Raw genomic sequence first — 18,325 nt, 5'->3', positions numbered from 1 at the left:
CGCTTTTTCCGCGCTTCACAAGGGTTGACACCGAGGGAACGTACGTTTCACTATCCATGAAGTCAATGCATATAAGTGAAACGGACAGGAGCGCTCGGATGCGGACCATCGGCCTGGAAGAACACTTCGTGACCCCGGAACTCGTGGGGTACGGCGCCGGGTCGGCCTCGATCGCGCAGCCCGACCGGTGGCGCGAGGCGTCCCGGAAGCTGCTCGACCTGACCGGCGAGCGCCTGACCGAGATGGACGCGGCGGGGCTCGACGTACAGGTGCTCTCGCTCAACGCCCCCGGCATCCAGGCGGAGCCGGACGCGGCGACCGCCGTCGCCAAGGCGACGCAGGTCAACGACCTGCTCGCGGGTGTCATCGCGGAGCACCCCGACCGCTTCGCCGGCTTCGCCGCGCTGCCCCTCCAGGACCCCAAGGCCGCGGCCAAGGAACTGGAGCGCGGCGTGCGCGAGCTCGGGCTGCGCGGCGCGCTCGTGAACGCGCACACCCAGGGCCGCTACCTCGACCACCCGGAGCTGCGCGTCGTGTGGGAGATGGCCGAGGGGCTCGGTGTCCCGCTCTACCTGCACCCCGCCAACGGCGTGGACACGCCGCACGTCCTGGAGGGGCACCCGGAGCTGATCGGCCCGATGTGGAGCTGGGGCACGGAGACCGCCTCGCACGTGCTGCGCCTCGTCTTCGGCGGTGTCTTCGACGACTTCCCCGAGGCGAAGCTCCTGCTCGGGCACATGGGCGAGGCGCTGCCGTACGTCCTGTGGCGCCTCGACTCGCGCTGGGACTTCCACAACCGCCACGGCGTCGAACTCGCCCGCGAGAAGCCCTCCGCCTACCTGCGGCACAACCTGTACATCACCACGAGCGGTGTCTGCTCGGCCGCGCCACTGCTGTGCGCCCTGCTCGCCCTCGGCTCCGAGCACATCCTCTTCGGGACCGACCACCCCTTCGAGGACATGGCGACGGCCACCGAGTTCCTGCGCACCGCGCCCGTGAGCGAGGCCGACCGCGCGAAGATCGCCCACCTCAACGCGGAGCACCTGCTCGGCCTGTGAACCCCGGGCACCGCCGCCCGCCTTGCCCCACCCCACCCACCGTCCCCCCTCCGGGGAGTCCTCCCACTCCCTTGTTCCACACGTTCCTCCCCGACAAAGGAGTCGCAGCATGACCCGAGAGCACACGGCACGCCACTGGATCGACGGCGAGTGGGCCACGTCCTCCGAGACCTCCGAGAGCGTCAACCCGGCGACGGGCGACGTGATCGGCACGTACACGGAGGCCGACACGGCGGTGGGACAGGCGGCGATCGACGCGGCGGCACGCGCCTTCGCCGAGAGCTCCTGGCGCGTCGACCCGATGGTGCGGGCCGCCGCCCTGAGTCACCTCGCGGACGGCTACGAGGCGCGCATGGGCGAGGTCATCGACACGCTGTGCGAGGAGAACGGCAAGCTCAAGGGAGAGGCGGGCTTCGAGACCCACTTCATCCTGCGGGCGCTGCGCTTCGCGGCCGGCCTCGCCGTGCACCCGCACGGCCACGTCACCGACACCGCCCCGGGCAAGCAGGCCATGTCGATACGGCAGCCCGTCGGCGTCGCCGGGATCATCGTGCCGTGGAACTCCCCGGCCTACCTCTGCGTCCGGGCGCTCGCCCCCGCGCTCGCCGCCGGGTGCACCGCCGTCGTGAAGATGCCCGGCCAGGCGGCCCGTACCGCAGCCCTCATGAGCGAGATCCTCTCCTCCGTCCCCGAGCTGCCCAAGGGCGCGGTGAACGTCGTCATCGAGTCCGGTGCCGAGGTCGCGAGCCTCCTCGTCGACTCCCCGGACGTGCCGGTCATCAGCTACACCGGCAGCACCAGGACCGGCCGGATCATCGGGCAGAACGCGGCGGCCCACTTCAAGCGGGTGGGCCTCGAACTGGGCGGCAAGACGCCGCACCTCGTCTTCGCCGACGCCGACCTCGACGCGGCCCTCGCGACCGCCGTCCAGTCCTGCACCGTCTTCGCGGGCCAGTTCTGCATGACGGGCAGCAGGATTCTCGTCCAGCGAGAGATCGCCGAGGAGTTCACCGCGGCGCTCGCCGCCCGCCTGGAGAGCGTGCGTCCCGGCCCGGCCGCCGACCCCGGGAGCCAGATGGGCCCGCTCATCGACAAGGCCTCGGTCGCCCGGGTCGACGGCGCCGTCGAGGCCGCGCTCGCCGCCGGTGCCAAGGCCATCGTCCGGGGCGGCCCCAGCACAGCGCCGGAACTGGCGGGAGGCGCCTTCTACCACCCCACGCTCCTGTCGGTGTCCGACTCCTCGCTGCCGATCGTGCAGGAGGAGACCTTCGGCCCCGTGCAGACGATCCAGGTCTTCGACACCGAGGAGGAGGCGATCGCCCTCGCCAACGACTCCGAGTACGGCCTCAGCGCCTGCGTGTGGAGCCAGGACGTGAACCGCCCCATGCGCGTGGCGCGCCAGTTGGAGGCAGGTCTCATCTCCATCAACAGCTGGGCCAACCTGACCGTCGAGTTCGAGGAAGGCGGCTTCAAGTCCAGCGGCGTCGGCCGGCTCGGCGGCCTCGCTTCCGTCGAGGACTTCCTGGAGTACAAGCAGATCGTCCAGGACTACGCGCCCGCCCACTGACCCGGGCACACGGGCCGGTTCGTCCGTCCGGGCGTTCAGGGCCCGGACGGACGACGCGGCGAGCGCGTCCCACCACCGCACAGAGGCAAGGCCAGTACCGCATCAAGCCCCCGTCCCGGCCGCACCCTGTCCGAGGTCCACGCCTCGCGGCCGGGGCGGGCTGTTCGTGTCGCGCACCACCTCACCAGGAGGAACCACCGCACATGAGTACTCGCCCCTGGAGCAGACGCCAGGTACTGAACACCGCCACCGGCGGCGGAGCCTTGCTCGGCGCCTCCGCGCTGCTCGGCACCGGCACCGCCGAGGCACACGGCCGCACCACCGAGCGCGACCGCCACCACGGCCACGGCCGCCGCGAGAAGATCATCGCCATCGAGGAGGCCGTGATCCTGCCCGGGCTCATCACCCAGGGCACGGCGCTCAACGGCGCCATCCCCTTCAAGCCCGAGGTCACGGCGGACTGGTTCAAGCGCCTCCCCGACATCACCGAGTACCGCCTCGCCGACATGGACGCCAACGGCGTCACCATGCAGGTGCTCTCGCTCACCCCGCCCGGCGTGCAGATGCAGCCGGACGCGGCGATCGCCGTACGGGACGCGAAGGTCGCCAACGACGCGCTCGCCGAGATCATCGCGGCGCACCCCACTCGCTTCGGCGGTCTCGCGGCACTGCCCCTCCAGGACCCGAAGGCCGCGGTGCGAGAGGCCGAACGCGCCATCCGCGAACTGGGCATGGGCGGTTTCCTGGTCAACGGCCACACCAACGGGCAGTACCTGGACGAGCCGCAGTTCCGGCAGGTGTGGGCCGCTCTGGAGGACCTCGGCGCGGCGATCTACCTGCACCCCACGCCCGCCCCGGCCGGCGACTGGGACATCCTCAAGAACCGGCCCGAACTCGTCGGCCCGCTCTACAGCTGGGCGGCCGAGACCGGCGGGCACGCCCTGCGCGTCATCGTGGGCGGCGTCTTCGACGACTTCCCCAAGGCGAAGCTGATCCTGGGCCACATGGGCGAGTTCCTGCCCTTCCACGCCTCGCGCCTGGACGTCCAGATCCAGAACATCAACACCAAGGTGCCCCTGAAGCGCAAGCCGTCCGAGTACCTGCGCCGCAACATCGCCATCACCACCTCGGGCGTCATGGACGACACGATGCTGCACGCCGCCATCACCGTGATGGGTATCGACAACGTCATCTTCGCCATCGACTACCCCTTCGAGAAGACCGCCCAGGCCGTCGGTTTCCTGCGCGGGGCCAAGCTGTCCTCCGCGCAGCGCGCGAAGATCGCCCACGGCAACGCCGAACGCCTGCTCCACCTGTGATCCCCGCTTCACGTACCGCGTAGCCGCATACCGCCTGTTATCACATATGACAGGCGTGTCTCCGGCAGATCTCCCCTGAAAGATCCGTCCCTGACAGAGAGGCACGACGATGTGCATGAACGACAGGAACCGGCGCGACTTCCTCAAGACCGCGGCGGTCACCGGAATCGCCGCGGCCGGTGTACTGGCGGTCCCCGCCACCGCGCAAGCGGCGCAGAGCACCGCCGACGCGGGTGAGAAGATCGCGCTGACCAATGTGCGCGTCTTCGACGGCACCTCGCTGACGTCCCCGCGTACCGTGGTCATCGAGAACGGCAGGATCGGCCTCACCGCTCTCGGGGCGCGCAAGATCGACGGCGGCGGCGCGACCCTGCTCCCCGGCCTGATCGACGCCCACATCCACCTCCAGGACATCAGCACCCTTCAGCGACTGGCGAGTTACGGCGTGACGACCGCCCTGGACATGGCGACCTTCCCGCCCGCGCTCGTCGACTCGCTGCGCCGGCGTCCCGGACTGACCGACATCCGCAGCGCGGGCACCCCGGCGGTCGCCCCCGGGAGCCCGCAGAGCCAGATCCCGACCTTCCCCGCCGACGCGGTCCTGAGCGGTCCCGAGCAGGCCACCGCGTTCGTCCGGGCCCGGATCTCCGAGGGCTCGGACTACATCAAGATCATCATCGACGTGCCGGGCCTGTCCCCGGAGACGATCAAGGCCGTGACGGTCGCCGCGCACGTCCGCGGCAAGCGCGTCATGGCCCACGCCACCACCGCCGCATCGGCGGACGTGGCCCTCGCCGCGGGCGTCGACATGATCCACCACGTCCCCATCGACACCGCGCTGACCGCCTCGGCCGCGACCCGCTACACCACCACGGGCACCGTGTCGGTCCCCACCCTGACGATGATGGAGGGCTTCGGCGGCCTCGGCATCCCGGGCATGGACTACGCGGCGGCGGAGGGCAGCGTCGTCGCCCTGCGCCGCGCCGGCGCGCGCATCCTCGCCGGTACGGACTCCAACGCCACCCCCGGGGTCCCCGTGCACCCCGCGTACGGCGACAGCCTGCACCACGAGCTGGAACTCCTCGTCCGCGCCGGCCTGACGCCCCGTGAGGCTCTGCGCTCCGCCACCAGCCTGCCCGCCCAGTCCTTCGGCCTGCTCGACCGCGGTGCCATCCTCCCCGGCTACCGCGCCGACCTCCTCCTGATCGACGGCGACCCCCTCGCCGACATCACGGCGACCCGCGCCGTCCAACGGGTCTGGATCGGCGGCACCGAGTACGCGCCGGTGGCCTGAGTCCGGCGCGGCGAACCGGCGGCGGCCGCAGGGCCGTTACGGCGGGGGGCGGACTCGGGGGGCCGCCCCCCTCCCGCCGGGTTTGCCTGCCACGTACACGGCAGGCGGGCCCGGCGAAGGCTGAGCCTCGCGGGCCAAGCCCCACACGCCGAACCGCCCCCGCCCGTGGTGGGGCCACCGACGCGGCGGCTTCAGGGAAAACCGGCGGCCTTCAAGGAAAACCGGCAGGCGTCGTGGGCCCGCAGGTCTCGCCCCACCGGTGCCGGCGTCCTGAACCGGGGCGGGCGGTACGGGCGAGGGGCCCGCCGTCACGGGTAGGGGGCGAGCTCGCCTGCGGACCGCCCCGTACCGGGCACTCGCCGCTGCCGCTATCGTCGGGCCGACCGCACCCGCGCCGGGGACACCCCCTCCCTTGGCCCAGGCCCCGAAAGCAGGCACCGCGATGAAGCCTCCCGTCCAGCCGATCGAGGCCCGTTCCGTGCCGGATCTGGTGACCGAGGAGCTGCGTCGCTCGATCGTTTCCGGGGACCTCGCGCCCGGGGAGACGTTCTCGCTGCGGAAGATCGCCGCGATGCTGGACGTGAGCTTCATCCCGGTCCGTGAGGCGCTGCGCAATCTGGAGGCCGAGGGCCTGGTCATCACCGAGCCGGGCCGCAGCGCCCGCGTCGCGCCCCTCTACCTGGAGGATCTCCAGGGCATCTACCGGCTGCGCCGCGGTCTCGAACCCGAACTCGCCGCCCGCTCCTGCGCGGTGATCAGCGACGCCGAACTCGACCGGCTCCAGGCCGTCGCGGCCGGTTTCGGCGATCCGCACCACACGATCCAGACGGTGTACGACGCGCACCACGACTTCCACGCCGCGCTGCTCACCCCCGCGGCGACCGTGTGGGACCTGCGCGTCCTCCACTCCCTGTGGCGCGCCGCCGAGCGCTACATCCGTATCGGTTTCGGCAAGACCGAGCCCGACCCGCGCGAGAACCCGCGCCGCCAGCACGTCCACGAGGCGATCGTCGACGTCTTCAGACGACGCGACCCGGGAGCCGTCGCCGCGGCCGTGCTCGACCACCTCAACCGCAACGAACAGACGGCGCTGCGCGCCCTGTCCGACGACCCGTACGTCACGCAGACGCGCGAGGAAGAGGACGTGCGGGGCGCGAAACCGGCCGGGCGCTGAGCGGCTGCCCCGGCCCCCGGGGCGGTTCGTCCTCAGGAAGAGCGGTGCCTCGCTTCCCTCTCCCTGTCACCACCAGCCGCGTTCCCCCCACTCGCGGCCCTGCCTTCGCCCGCCGTCCTGCGCAGCAGGGGCGTCATCCGGTACTCGACCAACTGCCGCATGACCAGAGCCGTGTTGGTGCGCTCCACGCCAGGGCGGGCCAGGATCTGCCCGGCGACGCGGTACAGGTCCTCGGCGTCCCGCGCGACGACGTGCACGAGGAGATCGCTCTCGCCGGTCAGCCCGTGCACCTGGACCACCTCGGGGATCGCCGCGAGCGCCGCCGCGACCTCGTCGAGCAGCCTCTGCGCGACGTGCGTCGTGACGAAGGCGGTGAGCGGGTAGCCCAGCGCCGCCGGGTCGACGCGCCGCTCGAACGAGGTGACGGCCCCCTCCCGGTCCAGCGCCGCGAGCCGGGCCTGCACGGTGTTGCGGCTGAGCCCCGTGCGCTCGGCCAGGGCGACGGTGGTCGCCCGGGGCTCGGCGGAGAGGGCGAGGAGGAGCCGGGCGTCGGTGGGATCGATCCGTGTGTCCTTGGGCACGATGCGCACCTTCCCGTGCGTCGCCCAGGAATCCTGAGCGGTGCGCACTGTTATCACGGAGGTTCTCGCGCACATTCTGACCGGGCGGCATGCTCGCGGGCAACGGGCCCGGACGTGCGGTGGTTTCGCCGGCCGCACGCCGAGCACCGTGTCGCGGTCGGGCCACAGCCCTCAGCGGTCCGCGAGGCGGTCCAGTGGGAGGTCGGAGGGGCGGTCCGCGAGCCGGTACAGCACGTCTTCGTCGTCCGCCCGCTGCAGCTCCGCCGTCAATTCGTGCCAGTCCGCGGGCAGTTCCTCCTTGAGCCCGGCGAGGCTCGCCGGGGCGTCCACCCGGCCGAAGCTGCCGCGGACGAGGAGTACATCGTCGGGTTCAACGACTCGGTGATCCTGCCCGCCCTCAAGTACCGCCCCTGAGCGAGCGATCCGGGCGGCGGCGCCCCGCGTACCGTACGGGTCGCCGCCGCCCGGCGTACGTACCGCCCCTACACCCGGCCCCTCACATCCGCCGACGCGTAGCGGGCGAAGTACTCCAGCGCCCTGGAGGACGCGCTTGACCGGGATCTCCAGTTTCTTGCCGGTGCGGGTGTGCGGGACGGCCGGGACGGCGATCACCGTGTCCGGGACGTGCCGCGGGGAGGCCGGGGTGCGCAGCGCCGTGATGATTTCCTTCCGCAGCAGGTCCTCCAGCTCGTGGCCCGGTTCCAGGACGACGAACAGCGGCATCCAGTAGCCCCCGTCCGGCAGTTCGGCGCCGATCACCAGGCTCTCGCGGACCGCCGCCAGCCCCTCGACGGCGGCGTGCACGTCGGCGCTGCCGAGCCGTACGCCGCCCCGGTTGAGGGTCGAGTCGGAGCGGCCGGAGAGCACCAGCCCGCCGTGGTCCGTGACGGTCAGCCAGTCGCCGTGCCGCCACCCACCGGGCCACCGGTCGAAGCAGGCCCCGCGGTAGCGGCTGCCGTCGGCGTCGTTCCAGAAGTACACCGGCATCGACGGCATGGGCCTTCTCGTCCGTGCTGTCCGCGCTCAGTGCCCGTACGGTCCCGCCGTCCCGCTCGATCCGCCCGGTGACGTCCCGCAGGGTCTCGCGGCTCCGCGCGACCGCCGTGACCGCCATCCCCTCGCGGCCGAGCCGCGCCGCCACCGAGGCCCCGATCCCCGGCCCGGCCCGATCACCACTGCTGACGCCAAGCCCGCCCCCTCGTCCGCCCGGCGCTCCCGAGCGAACCGCCGGTACATGGGCGGAACATCGGCCCCGCGCACGGCATTCCCCGCCCCGGGGCCTCAGTCGGTGGCGACGAGTTCGATCTCGAAGCCGTCGCGGTTCTCCAGGTAGGCGGCGTACTGGTCGGGACCGCCCGCGTGGGGGTGGCGGTCGGCGAAGAGAAGGGTCCAGCCGTGCGAGAGCGCCTTGTCGGTCAGCGCGTCCACGGTGGCGCGGGGGCCCGCGTGGAAGGCGAGGTGGTTGAGGCCGGGGGCGAGGCGGTCGTGGCGCGGCCCGGAGAGCGCGGGGGACTGTTCGAAGACCAGGTACGTGGCGTCGAGGAGCCAGCTCCGCCCGCCGTCCCACTCCTGATGGAGCGTGTAGCCGAGCGCTTCGAGGAGCCAGGCCCAGTCCGCGACGGCGCGGGGGAGATCCGGTACCCAGATCTCGACGTGGTGCAGCGTTCCGGGAGTGGGCGGCACGGCGGGCTCCTGCGGCGGCTCGGGGATGAAGGTACCGGGCACTGTACGGGACGCGGCGGGGGCGGTCGGGGGCACCGGCCGTGGTGGGGAAAGCGGTGCCACCGAGCCCGCGGCCACCGGACCGCCGCCCGCTCCCGCGTCCGGTTACCGCGTGCGCACCTCGAAGGCCAGGTTGTGCGCGCCCGTGAAGAAGACCCGGGCCTCCGCCGTGTCGTCGCAGCGGGTCGCCGGGAGGAGGTCCGTCTTGTTGCGGTCGATGACGTCGCCGCCGATGCGGCCGAGCGGGACGGGGACGTCGTGGGAGGGGACGCGGAGGTAGAGGTCCCAGCGGGCGTGCGGGGCGGCGGCGGGTCTCGCGTGCGGGAGCGTGAAGAGCAGGCCCGTGCCGTCCGGGGTCACGGGGAGGGTGAAGTCGCCGGACTCGCCCTGGCGCGAGACCGCCACGACGACCGCGCCCGTCGCGGGCACGGGCAGCGCGGCGCGTACCGTCGTCCCCTCGGCGCCCACCGTGACGCGCGTGACCTCCGCGTGCGCGGGGCGCCGCCAGGCCCGTACCGCGAGGAAGCCGTCCACCGTCGCGTACGGCAGCGCGCTCACCGTCTCGCCGTCCGCCGCCGTGAGCGGCGCGCGCCCGACGCGCCGCGCGCGCTCGGCGACCTCGCACACGAGCCGCTTGCGCCCCCGCGTCGCCCCGCGCGGTACGACGTAGCAGTCCCAACGGCCCTCGGCGAGGGGGTGCGTGAGCGGGTCGAGCGTGACGCGGACCTCGCTCGCACGCCCGGCGGGCAGCGGTACGCGCACCTCGCGGCCCTTCGGGTCGCGACGCAGCCGGACGAGCAGGTCGAGTTCGCCCCAGGGGAGGGACGCGGCGGGGAAGCGGAACACGATCTCGCCGTCCGCTCCCGAGCGTGCCGAGGCGAGCGGCCGGCTGTCCGTCGCGCGGCGCGGCGGTGTCGCCCGGACGGGGAGGAGAGCGGCGCGCAGCCTGCGCCACCACGGGGCGGGGGCGGGGGTGGCCCGCACGGGGGCGCGTCCGGCGCCGAGCGCGTGGAAGAGGTCCTCGTACCGCTCCGCGACCCGCTCCGGCGCGAAGTCCGCCGCGCGCCGCAGCGCCCCCGCGGCGAGCCGCCCGCGCAGCTCACGGTCGCTCATGAGCCGGTCGAGCGCGAGCGCGTAGCCCGCCGCGCCCGAGTCGAGTGGGACGAGGACGCCGTCGCGGTCGTGCGTGATGATCTCGCCGGGGCCGTGTGGGCAGTCGGTGGCGATCACGGGGACGCCGCAGTGCATCGCCTCGACGATCGTCATCCCGAAGGACTCCTTGTCCGAGGAGACCGCCGCGATCGAGCCCTTGGCCCACTCCGTCTCGATCGGCGTGACGGACCCCATGAGCTGGACGCGCTCGTAGAGGCCGAGGCGGTCGATCTGCTCGCGCAGCTGGGCCTGCTTGGGGCCGCGCCCGTACAGCCGCAACGTCCACGTCGGGTGTGCGTCGGCGACGCGCGCGAAGGCGTCGACGAGGCGGTCGTACCGCTTGACGGGGATGAGCCGCCCGGCCGCGACGATCACGTCGGTGTCCCGCGCCGAGCCCTCGACGACGGGCGCGGGCACGCCGTTGGGGATGCAGCGGATGCGGGTGGGAACGTCGGGGAGGGCCGCGCGGTAGGCGGCGGCGTCGGCCTCGGAGACGGTGACGAAGGCGTCGAGCCGCCCGATCACGCCGTTCTGCGCCGTACGGACCGCGTCGCTGTGCCCCGCGAGGCTCAGGTGCTCCTGCCCGACGCGGACGCAGCGGCTCTGCCCGTCGCGCGCGAGGTAGCCGTTGAGGTCGGGCCGCGTCGCGATGACGACGTCCGCCCCGGTCGTACGGAGCCAGCGGCCGATGCGGTCGTCGTGCAGCGCCGAGTACGGGGTCGCGGCGGAGACGCGCGGCGCCGCGGGGCCGGGGAACATCGTGCTGGGGCGCTGCGCGAGGGGACCCGTGGTGAGCGCGCGCGAGCCGGGGCGCGTGTCGATGAGCGTCGTCATCCTGACGCGGGGGTCGAAGGGGATCGCCGGGGTGTCCTTCGAGCGGTGGACGCTCACGACCTCCACTTCGTGGCGGTCGGCGAAGGCGCGGGAGAGGTTCGCGGTGGAGCGGATCGTACCGCCGATGCCGTAGGCGTTGTTGATCAGGAAGGCGATCTTCACGTGGCTTCTCCTGGCGCGGAGGGGCGGGACGGGGGAGGAGGGCGGGGTGGCCGCGGGGAGAACGGCGGGGGTCGTGCGGGAGTCCTGCGGAGGGAGGCGCGGCGAATTCACATATGAGCACAAAACGGGCATATCGGGAAGTGAGGAGTGGGTGGGCGTGTCCTCATCCGTTCCGCGTCGTGCCGTTGTTCCGGCCCCGGACCCTGGTCACCCGCGCCGGGTGGCGGGAGGCTGTCCGCGCCGTGCCCGTGGGGGCTCACGCCGACGAAGGAGCACACCGTGGCGGACCTCGCCGCTCTGCTGACCGACCTGGCCGAAGAATCGGCCGCGCTGGACCGGGTGGTCACCGGCCTGCCCGAGGCCGCCTGGGGCCGCGAAACGCCGTCGCCCGGCTGGACCGTCGCTCACCAGATCGCGCACCTCGCCTGGACCGACCACGTAGCCCTCCTCGCGGTGACGCGGCCCGAGGAGTTCGCCGCGCGCCTGGCCCGCGTCCGCCCGGAGCGGCTCGCCGACGAGGGCGCGGAGGAGTTCCGTACCGCGCCCGCCGCACTCCTGGACGGCTGGCGCGCGGGCCGCACCGCGCTCGCCGAGGCGCTCGCGCGCGTCCCCGAGGGGACGAGGATCGGGTGGATCGGCACCCGCATGGCCCCCGCCTCGATGGTCACGGCACGGCTCATGGAGACCTGGGCGCACGGCCAGGACATCCACGACGCGCTCTCCCTCACCCGCCCCCCGACCGCGCGCCTGCGCCACATCGCGCACCTCGGCTTCCGCACCCTCGGCCACGGCTTCGCGACCTACGGCCGCCCCCTGCCCACCGCCCCGGTACGGGTCGAACTGGCCGCGCCCGAAGGCGGTACGTGGTCCTACGGCCCCGCCGACGCCGCGAACCGCGTCACGGGCCCCGCCCTCGACTTCTGCCTCCTCGTCACCCAGCGCCGCCACCGCACCGACCTCGCCCTCACCGCGCAAGGCCCTGTCGCCACGGAATGGCTCGACGTGGCCCAGGCCTTCGCGGGCCCACCGGGCGCGGGGCGCGCGGCGGGCGGGGGGACGGGACCGGGGGTGCGCGGGGCGGCCGACTGAACACCTGGATGGCGCACGCGGGTTCCGCGGTCCGGACGACCGGAGGGCGCGCGGACGCGTGTCACCGGGGAATCCCCGCAACCGGCGGCCAGGAGAGGGCGGACCGCGCACCCGGCCGGGAGACGACGCCCCACCACCGCCAAGAGGCCCGAGCCGCGTCACTTCGCCCCCGACTCCATGGGGCCGGACAGCCCGTGCGACCGCTTCCGCGCGGTTCTCGGAGCACCGGCACTCCGCGTTCGTGCCTCACCCGGCCCGGGTCCGGGCGATCACCCCCCTCCGGGGCCGGGCGGTGCGGGCGCCCCGGACTCCGGCAGCACGAGGCGGAAGACGCAGCCCGCGCCCGGCCGGTTGTCGAGCGTGAGGCGACCGCCGTGAGCCGTCGCGATGGCGGAGGCGATGGCGAGGCCGAGGCCGGAACCGGGTCCGGCCCCTTCACCGGATCCGGCTTCGGTCGAGGGGCCTTCGGGCCTGGGCGGTCGCGCCCGGTAGAAGCGGTCGAAGACGTACGGGGCGGCCTCGGGCGCGATGCCGGGGCCGTCGTCGGCGACCTCGACGACGCAGACGGCGGTTCCGGCTTCGTCGCGCGCGCCGACCCGTACCGTGATCGCGCTGTCCGGCGGGGTGTGGACGCACGCGTTGGCGAGGAGATTGCCGAGGACCTGGGCGAGTTGATGCGGGTCACCGGGCGCCTCGATGACGGCGAGGTCGTGCGCGGGGGACGCTGTGAGGGGTTCGAGGGCGATGGCGCGGTGCGGATGACGGATCGCGGTCGTGGCGATGGCGTCGGCGGCGAGCGAGAGCAGGTCCACGGGTTCGCGGTGCGCCGCGGGCGTGTCGCCGAGCTTCGCGAGGAGGAACAGGTCGTCGACGAGGCGGCTCATGCGGTCGGCGTTGGCCGCGACCAGGGCGAGCGCCTCGGCGCGCCGCTCCGGCGCCGTGGCGGGCTCGGCGAGGAGGAGTTCGGCGAAGCCCTGTACGGCAGTGAGCGGCGTGCGCAGTTCGTGGCCCGCGTCCGCCATGAAGCGCCGCAGCCGGGTCTCGGACGCCTCGGTGCGGCGCAGCGCGTCACGCAGCCGGTCGAGCATGGTGTTGAGAGCCAGGCCAAGCCGGCCGACCTCCGTGTCCGGGTCGGCGACCGGCACGCTGAGCCCGAGCGCTCCCCTCGTGATGTGCCTGGCCGTGTGTTCGACGCGAGTGAGCGGGCGCAGCCCGAGCCGCACCGCGCCGCCGCCGAGGACGACGACGCCCACGCAGACAACGAGGCCGAGTCCGAGGCTCAGCCACAGCAGCTTCGTCGTCGCGCCGTCGACGGTGTCCAGGGGCAGGGCGACGACGGTCCTGATTCCGTCGGGGCCGGTGAAGGCGACGGCCCGCCACGCCGAGCCGCGCCCGTCCCCGGAAGGCAGGGCGCGGGCCTGACGGCCGGTGAGCCGCAGGGCGGCCGAGCGCTCCGGGAGCCTCGGTCCGGGACCGTCGTCGGTGCCCAGGCGTACCCGAGACAGGCGGCCGTCCTCGGTGTAGAAGAACACCCGGTAGTCGGAGGGGAGGGCGTCCTCGGCGCCGGGGGCGTGCGGCTCCTCGCCGGTCCGCAGGTCCTCGTAGACGCCGGGCGGCGGCCGGAAGTGTGAGAGCCGTTCGTCGACCTGATCGGTGAGCCAGCCGCGCAGCACCACGAGCCCAGCGAGCTGGCACAGCAGGACGGCGCTCGTGGCGAGCAGGGTCGCGATGAGGACGAGCCGGGCGGTCAGCGAACGGGGCCGCAGACGGTGCCGGACGGTACGGGCGCGGGACGCGGCGGAACGGGCGCGGGGCATGGGGGCGTGGGGGGTGGCGGCGTGGGGCGGTCGCGCGCGTTCGCGCGGGCTCATCGTGTACCGGCGTCCGGCTCGTCGCGAGGCAGCCGCAGGCAGTACCCGACGCCGCGCACGGTGTGGACGAGCGCGGGCGCGCCGTCGTGGTCGAGCTTGCGGCGCAGGTTCTTGACGTAGGTGTCGACGATCCTCGTGTCTCCCGAGAAGTCGTAACGCCACACCTGTTGCAAAATCTCCGCCTTCTCCACCACGCGTTCGGGGTGCGCGAGGAGGCACGCCAGGAGGCGGAACTCGGTGGGGGACAGGCGCAGCGGACGGCCCGCGTGCCGCACCTCGTGGGTGTTCTCGTCCAGCGTGAGACCGGCGTACCGCAGCGGTGGCCGCACGGGCGCGGTGGAGGCGGGCGCGCCCGCGCGGCGGAGGATGGCGCGGATGCGGAGCAGCACCTCCTGGACGTGGAAGGGCTTGGTGACGTAGTCGTCGCCGCCCGAACTGAGCCCCGTGATGCGGTCCTCGACCCCCGCCCGCGCGGTGAGGAAGAGCACCGGCGTGTAGACGCCCTGGGCACGCAGTTCGCGGGTGAGGCGGAAGCCGTCCGTGTCCGGCAGCATGACGTCGAGCACGATGAGGTCCGGCCTGCGGCTGCCCGCCTGGAACATGGCCTCCTGCCCGTCCACGGCGCTCGCCACGGCGTAACCGGCCGCGCCGAGCGCGGTCGTGAGCAGGGTGCGGATGCTGGCGTCGTCCTCGACGACCAGGATGGTGTGCCCGGTGGCGGGGGAGCGGGGAAAGGTCATGGTCGGCACCTCGGGGGACGGCGAAGGGACGGGGGAAACGAGGAAGGCCCCGGACGGCCGCGGGGCGCGGCCGTCCGGGACGCCGGCGGGTCTCAGCCCGTCACCTCCTCGTCCTCGCCGAGGGCGGTGGCCCGGTCGGTGACGGTCTTCCTCAGCTTCGTCACGGCGCTGTCCAGCGCCTTCGACGCGCCGCCCACCGCGCGCGCCTGCCCGGCGATCGACGTGAGTTCCCTCGCCGCCGTGCCGGAGCCGTAGAACTTCTCGTACAGCTCTCGGTAGGCGTCGTGGTAGACGTCGTCGAAGGCGTCGGACGCGAGGAACTTCGTCTTCAGGACGTGTTCCATACGTGCGCCCATGCCGCCCATGCCCCCGCCCTTGGCGTCCTGGTCGACGCGGGCGCCGTCGCCGCCCGGTGCGCCCTGGGGGAGGTCCGTGGGCAAGCCGTCGGGCATGTCCCCGCCCGTCCCCTCCGGCGTCCCCCCGCGAGCCGCTCCGTCCCCGAGAGCCGCTCCGTCCCCGGGGGCCGCGCCACCGCCCGGCATCCCGCCGCCCATGCCGACCGAGTCGTCGGGGCCCGTCGACGCGCTGCCGCTGAACGTCAGGTTGTAGTCCCAGCCGAGCACGGAGAACTTCTTCGTGTCGAGGTCGTACCACAGCAGGTAGTTCTTGCCGGGACCGGCCATGTCGTCGAAGTTCAGCAGCAGGTTCTGCGCGGCGAGGTAGCGGGCGAGCGAGTCGACGTCCACGTACTGGTGAAGGTCGCGGGCGAACTCCTCGTCGGACGCCTTGTTCGCCCATTTGATGAGTTTCATGACCGGTTCGAGGTCCTGACTGCCCACCTTGTTGAGTTGCTTGAAGGAGTTCTCGTAGTCGGTCGGATCGTCGCCCTGGTACGCGAAACTCCCGCTCGCCTTCGCCTTGTAGAGCACGCCGTCGCCGTTCGCGACGTCCTCGGCGTAGTCGGTGTCGGGCGCCTCGACCATGAGCCGCGTCGCCGCCGGGCGGTTGTTCACCTTGAGTTCGGTGAAGCCGTACCGCTCGGCCTTCTGGCCGCTCTTCGCGGTGAGCGACAGCGCCAGGGCCTCGTTGAGCGGGACCTGCTCGTTGCTCCCCGGACGCAGCGAGATCTCCCGCTCGCCCTGGTAGGCGCGGCCTTCGACGAACTCGTCGATCTTGACGAGCCAGGGCAGTTCCTCGGGCTTGGCGGCGGAGAGGTCGTACTGCACCATGCCGCCCATGCCACCGCCCGCGCCGCCCGGACCACCGCCGGCCTCGGCCGCCGCACCGGCCTCGGCCGCCCCGTCGGCGGTCGCGGCGCCCCTGCTCGCGGGAGCCTCGCCTGCCTTCGTACCCGTACCGGTGTTGCCGTTGCCCTTGCCCAGGCCGCCCTCGGCCTTGGGGCCGCCCCCGCCCGGGAGCCCGCCGCCCCCGCCCGGGAACTTCCGGTCCCCGCCGGGCATCCCCTTCGACCCGCGCAGCGAGGAGAGCGTGGAGTTGCCCTTCAGCCGAATCCCCACATCGTTGAGGTAGACGCCGTCGATGGTGAGATCGGCCTCGATGTAGTCCTTCGTCCCGTCCTTCTTGAACTCCTTCATCATCTTGTCGAAGTCGGTCTGCTCGTACGTCAGTTGTATCGAGTGCTTCGCCGAGGTGTCGTAGAGCCCGACCGTGCCCCCGACGTCGTCCGTGACGGGGTCCGCCTCGGCGCGCGAGGCGGAGGTGACGTACGGGGAGATCCGCGCGTCCCCGAGGAAGGCGACCATCGCGGCGAGTCCGACGCCGAGTGCGGCGGCCGGCTTCCAGTGGTGCCGCAGCCGGACGGGCACCCGGTCGCGCAGCCGCGGGCGACGCCGTTCGCGGGAAGGGAAGCCGGGCTCCGTGCCGCCGCCCATCACAGGTCCGTGGTGTCGTAACCGGTCAGGACCGTGACCCGCTGGCCGGAGGTCCGCTCCTGGAGGGCACTGACCAGGTCACCGGGCTCGGCGCCCTTCTTGAGCCGCACCGTGTAGAAGACCTCGCTGAGCGCGCCCCCGCGGATCGTCTCGGTGCTCACCAGCTCGAACTCCGTCGTGTACTTGATGAGGACGTCACGGATCTGCGGGGTGTAGTCGTCACCGGACGGGACCTGCACCTTGACGACCTGGCGCTGCACGTTGAGCGCGAACCAGTCGAACTTGAACATGACGAGGACGACGGCGCAGATGACGACCGCGCCGACCGCGGCCAGCGTGTAGAAGCGGGCACCGCAGGCCATGCCGATGGCCATCGCCAGGAAGATGAAGCCGACGTCCCTGGTCTCCTTGACCGCATTGCGGAAACGGACCACGGACAGCGCTCCGACGAGCGAGAAGGCGCGGGCCAGGTTCGAACCGACGACGAGCATGATCAGAGCGACGATCATCCCGACGATGACGAGCGTCTGCACGTACGACTGGCTGTACGAGACGTTGCGGTGCGTGTAGCGGTACACGAAGCCGATGAGCGCGGACAGGACGAAGGACAGAGCCATCGCCGCCACGACGTCGGCCACGCTGAACGTGCCGCTCAGTTCCTGGAGATCGAGATCGAAGTTCACTGTGCTCCTGCTTTCGACGGCGCGTCGTGCCGCGCCGGCCGCTTCGCGAGCGGCTGCTTCACGGTGGGGGTGCCGGTTGCGGCGGGGGTGGTGGGCTCGGTGGGATCGGCGGTCTGGTGTGGGTCGGCGGTGTCCGCCGTGAACGGGGGCGGGCAGTCCGCCTCGTGGACGTGGAAGACCGAACGCGGGGCGAGCCCGAAGGCCTCGACCGACTGCACGTACTTCGAGACGCGGACGAGGCCCAGATCACGCCGTGCCGCGAGGTCCGTGATCCAGTGCGGCGTGCGTTCGTTCACCTTGATCTCCATGACCGTCATGTGCGGTGGCAAGGTGAAACGGTTCTCCGGGGTGCTGATGCCGAAGTGGAAATCGCGGTCCCTGCCGCGTATGCGCCGGTCGAAGGTGACGCGCAGGCCGGTATCCGCGTCGCGGCCGACGAACGCCTCGCGCTGGTAGCCGGTGATCACGGTGGGGCGCAGATCGAGGCGCACGATCAGATCCAGCACCTCCTGCACGAAGGCGCTCTCGCCGGGCGAGTGCGCGATGAGTTCACGCCCGTCGCACAACCGCCGCGCCTCGCCGTACGGCAGCGTGATGCGGCGTTTCTGCGTGACGCGGTTGACGCGTTGCTTGATCTCGACGCACACGAGTGAGCCGTCGGTCACGCCATCGGGGTCCCCGTAGTGCCGGATGCGCAGCTTGCGCCGGAACTTGAGGCCGTCGATCTTCTCCCAGTAGAAGCGGAGCCGCGGTGTGTCGTAGTAGAGGCTCCACACGCCGTAGCCGCCCACCGGGCTGTGCTCGTCGGCGTCCATGCGCTCGGCGAGTTCTTCACGGATCTCGGCGGCTTCCTCGACCGGGACGAGGTATTTCAGCTCGAAACGGTTGAACGCGTGCAACCGGCTGGCGACGTGAAGGGGCTCCGCCGCTTCGGAAGCGGGGGTGTCGGCGGCGGACGTCGTCGCGCCCGGGGCCCGCGTCCCCTGTTCCGCTTTCCTTCTCGTGGCTGCCCTCGACAGGAACACCATGTGCCTCCTCGCTCGTACGTCGTGGTCGGACCGGCCACGGCCACGTAATCAGCGGCGTATGAGGAGGCAATGAGAATGACGGGGGAATCACGGGAGTACCGCGGGAAGCGGAGAGGTGAACGAGAAGTGAAGGGCGGTGGTTGCGGGGTGACGGTGACG

Annotated in this window: 14 protein-coding genes and 1 pseudogene; 6 read left to right on the top strand and 9 right to left on the bottom strand. The window is 72.6% G+C overall.

Going from position 1 to position 18,325, the window contains the following annotated elements; all coding sequences use genetic code 11:
* Positions 1 to 98 precede the first annotated feature (98 nt).
* From ACIP4O_RS22920 to ACIP4O_RS22900, 5 genes are all read left to right on the top strand, one after another.
* A complete protein-coding gene (locus ACIP4O_RS22920) occupies positions 99 to 1,058 on the top strand; it encodes an amidohydrolase family protein (RefSeq protein ID WP_361334546.1) in 960 nt (319 codons plus the stop codon).
* 109 nt (positions 1,059 to 1,167) lie between these two features.
* The gene (locus tag ACIP4O_RS22915) at positions 1,168 to 2,625 is read left to right on the top strand and encodes an aldehyde dehydrogenase family protein (RefSeq protein WP_401577027.1); all 1,458 of its coding nucleotides are present in this window, start codon (positions 1,168 to 1,170) and stop codon (positions 2,623 to 2,625) included.
* Positions 2,626 to 2,828: 203 nt separating this feature from the next.
* Positions 2,829 to 3,944 carry an amidohydrolase family protein gene (locus ACIP4O_RS22910; RefSeq protein ID WP_401577025.1) on the top strand — a complete coding sequence of 372 codons (1,116 nt, stop codon included), beginning with the start codon at positions 2,829 to 2,831 and terminating at the stop codon, positions 3,942 to 3,944.
* A gap of 109 nt (positions 3,945 to 4,053) precedes the next feature.
* On the top strand, positions 4,054 to 5,238 hold the full coding sequence (locus ACIP4O_RS22905; protein WP_401577023.1) for an amidohydrolase family protein: 1,185 nt from the start codon (positions 4,054 to 4,056) through the stop codon (positions 5,236 to 5,238).
* Positions 5,239 to 5,680: 442 nt separating this feature from the next.
* Positions 5,681 to 6,412, top strand: coding sequence for a GntR family transcriptional regulator (locus ACIP4O_RS22900; RefSeq protein ID WP_401577021.1), 732 nt, complete (start codon positions 5,681 to 5,683; stop codon positions 6,410 to 6,412).
* Positions 6,413 to 6,444: 32 nt separating this feature from the next.
* Here the strand turns inward: ACIP4O_RS22900 and ACIP4O_RS22895 are convergent, their stop codons facing one another.
* From ACIP4O_RS22895 to ACIP4O_RS22880, 4 genes and pseudogenes are all read right to left on the bottom strand, one after another.
* Complete coding sequence (locus ACIP4O_RS22895; RefSeq protein ID WP_401577019.1) at positions 6,445 to 6,993, bottom strand: Lrp/AsnC family transcriptional regulator; 549 nt, start codon at positions 6,991 to 6,993, stop codon at positions 6,445 to 6,447.
* A gap of 489 nt (positions 6,994 to 7,482) precedes the next feature.
* A pseudogene (locus ACIP4O_RS22890) lies at positions 7,483 to 7,995 on the bottom strand (acetoacetate--CoA ligase); the annotation flags it as partial.
* A gap of 279 nt (positions 7,996 to 8,274) precedes the next feature.
* On the bottom strand, positions 8,275 to 8,676 hold the full coding sequence (locus tag ACIP4O_RS22885; protein ID WP_361334863.1) for a VOC family protein: 402 nt from the start codon (positions 8,674 to 8,676) through the stop codon (positions 8,275 to 8,277).
* A gap of 144 nt (positions 8,677 to 8,820) precedes the next feature.
* Complete coding sequence (locus ACIP4O_RS22880) at positions 8,821 to 10,863, bottom strand: glycosyltransferase (RefSeq protein WP_401577017.1); 2,043 nt, start codon at positions 10,861 to 10,863, stop codon at positions 8,821 to 8,823.
* A gap of 279 nt (positions 10,864 to 11,142) precedes the next feature.
* Between ACIP4O_RS22880 and ACIP4O_RS22875 the strand changes: the two genes are divergently transcribed.
* On the top strand, positions 11,143 to 11,952 hold the full coding sequence (locus ACIP4O_RS22875) for a TIGR03084 family metal-binding protein (protein WP_401577015.1): 810 nt from the start codon (positions 11,143 to 11,145) through the stop codon (positions 11,950 to 11,952).
* A gap of 269 nt (positions 11,953 to 12,221) precedes the next feature.
* Here ACIP4O_RS22875 and ACIP4O_RS22870 read toward each other — a convergent pair whose 3' ends face one another.
* From ACIP4O_RS22870 to ACIP4O_RS22850, 5 genes are all read right to left on the bottom strand, one after another.
* A complete protein-coding gene (locus ACIP4O_RS22870) occupies positions 12,222 to 13,769 on the bottom strand; it encodes a sensor histidine kinase (RefSeq protein ID WP_401577013.1) in 1,548 nt (515 codons plus the stop codon).
* Between the two features lie 50 nt (positions 13,770 to 13,819).
* The gene (locus ACIP4O_RS22865) at positions 13,820 to 14,563 is read right to left on the bottom strand and encodes a response regulator transcription factor (protein ID WP_401577010.1); all 744 of its coding nucleotides are present in this window, start codon (positions 14,561 to 14,563) and stop codon (positions 13,820 to 13,822) included.
* 92 nt (positions 14,564 to 14,655) lie between these two features.
* Entirely contained in the window at positions 14,656 to 16,455 is a 1,800-nt protein-coding gene (locus ACIP4O_RS22860; protein ID WP_401577008.1) for a CotH kinase family protein, read from the bottom strand.
* Positions 16,455 to 17,138: a DUF4956 domain-containing protein gene (locus tag ACIP4O_RS22855; protein ID WP_361334875.1), complete on the bottom strand. Its 684-nt coding sequence runs from the start codon at positions 17,136 to 17,138 to the stop codon at positions 16,455 to 16,457. Before ACIP4O_RS22855 ends, ACIP4O_RS22860 begins: the two co-directional genes overlap by 1 nt.
* A complete protein-coding gene (locus ACIP4O_RS22850) occupies positions 17,135 to 18,166 on the bottom strand; it encodes a polyphosphate polymerase domain-containing protein (protein WP_401577005.1) in 1,032 nt (343 codons plus the stop codon). The genes ACIP4O_RS22855 and ACIP4O_RS22850 overlap by 4 nt, the downstream gene beginning before the upstream one ends.
* Between the last annotated feature and the right edge of the window lie 159 nt (positions 18,167 to 18,325).

Source organism: Streptomyces sp. NPDC088923, from assembly GCF_044749745.1.
Classification (GTDB): Bacteria; Actinomycetota; Actinomycetes; order Streptomycetales; family Streptomycetaceae; genus Streptomyces.
Note: the sequence above shows the minus strand (reverse complement) of the source record. Positions and strands in the feature narration are given on the sequence as shown.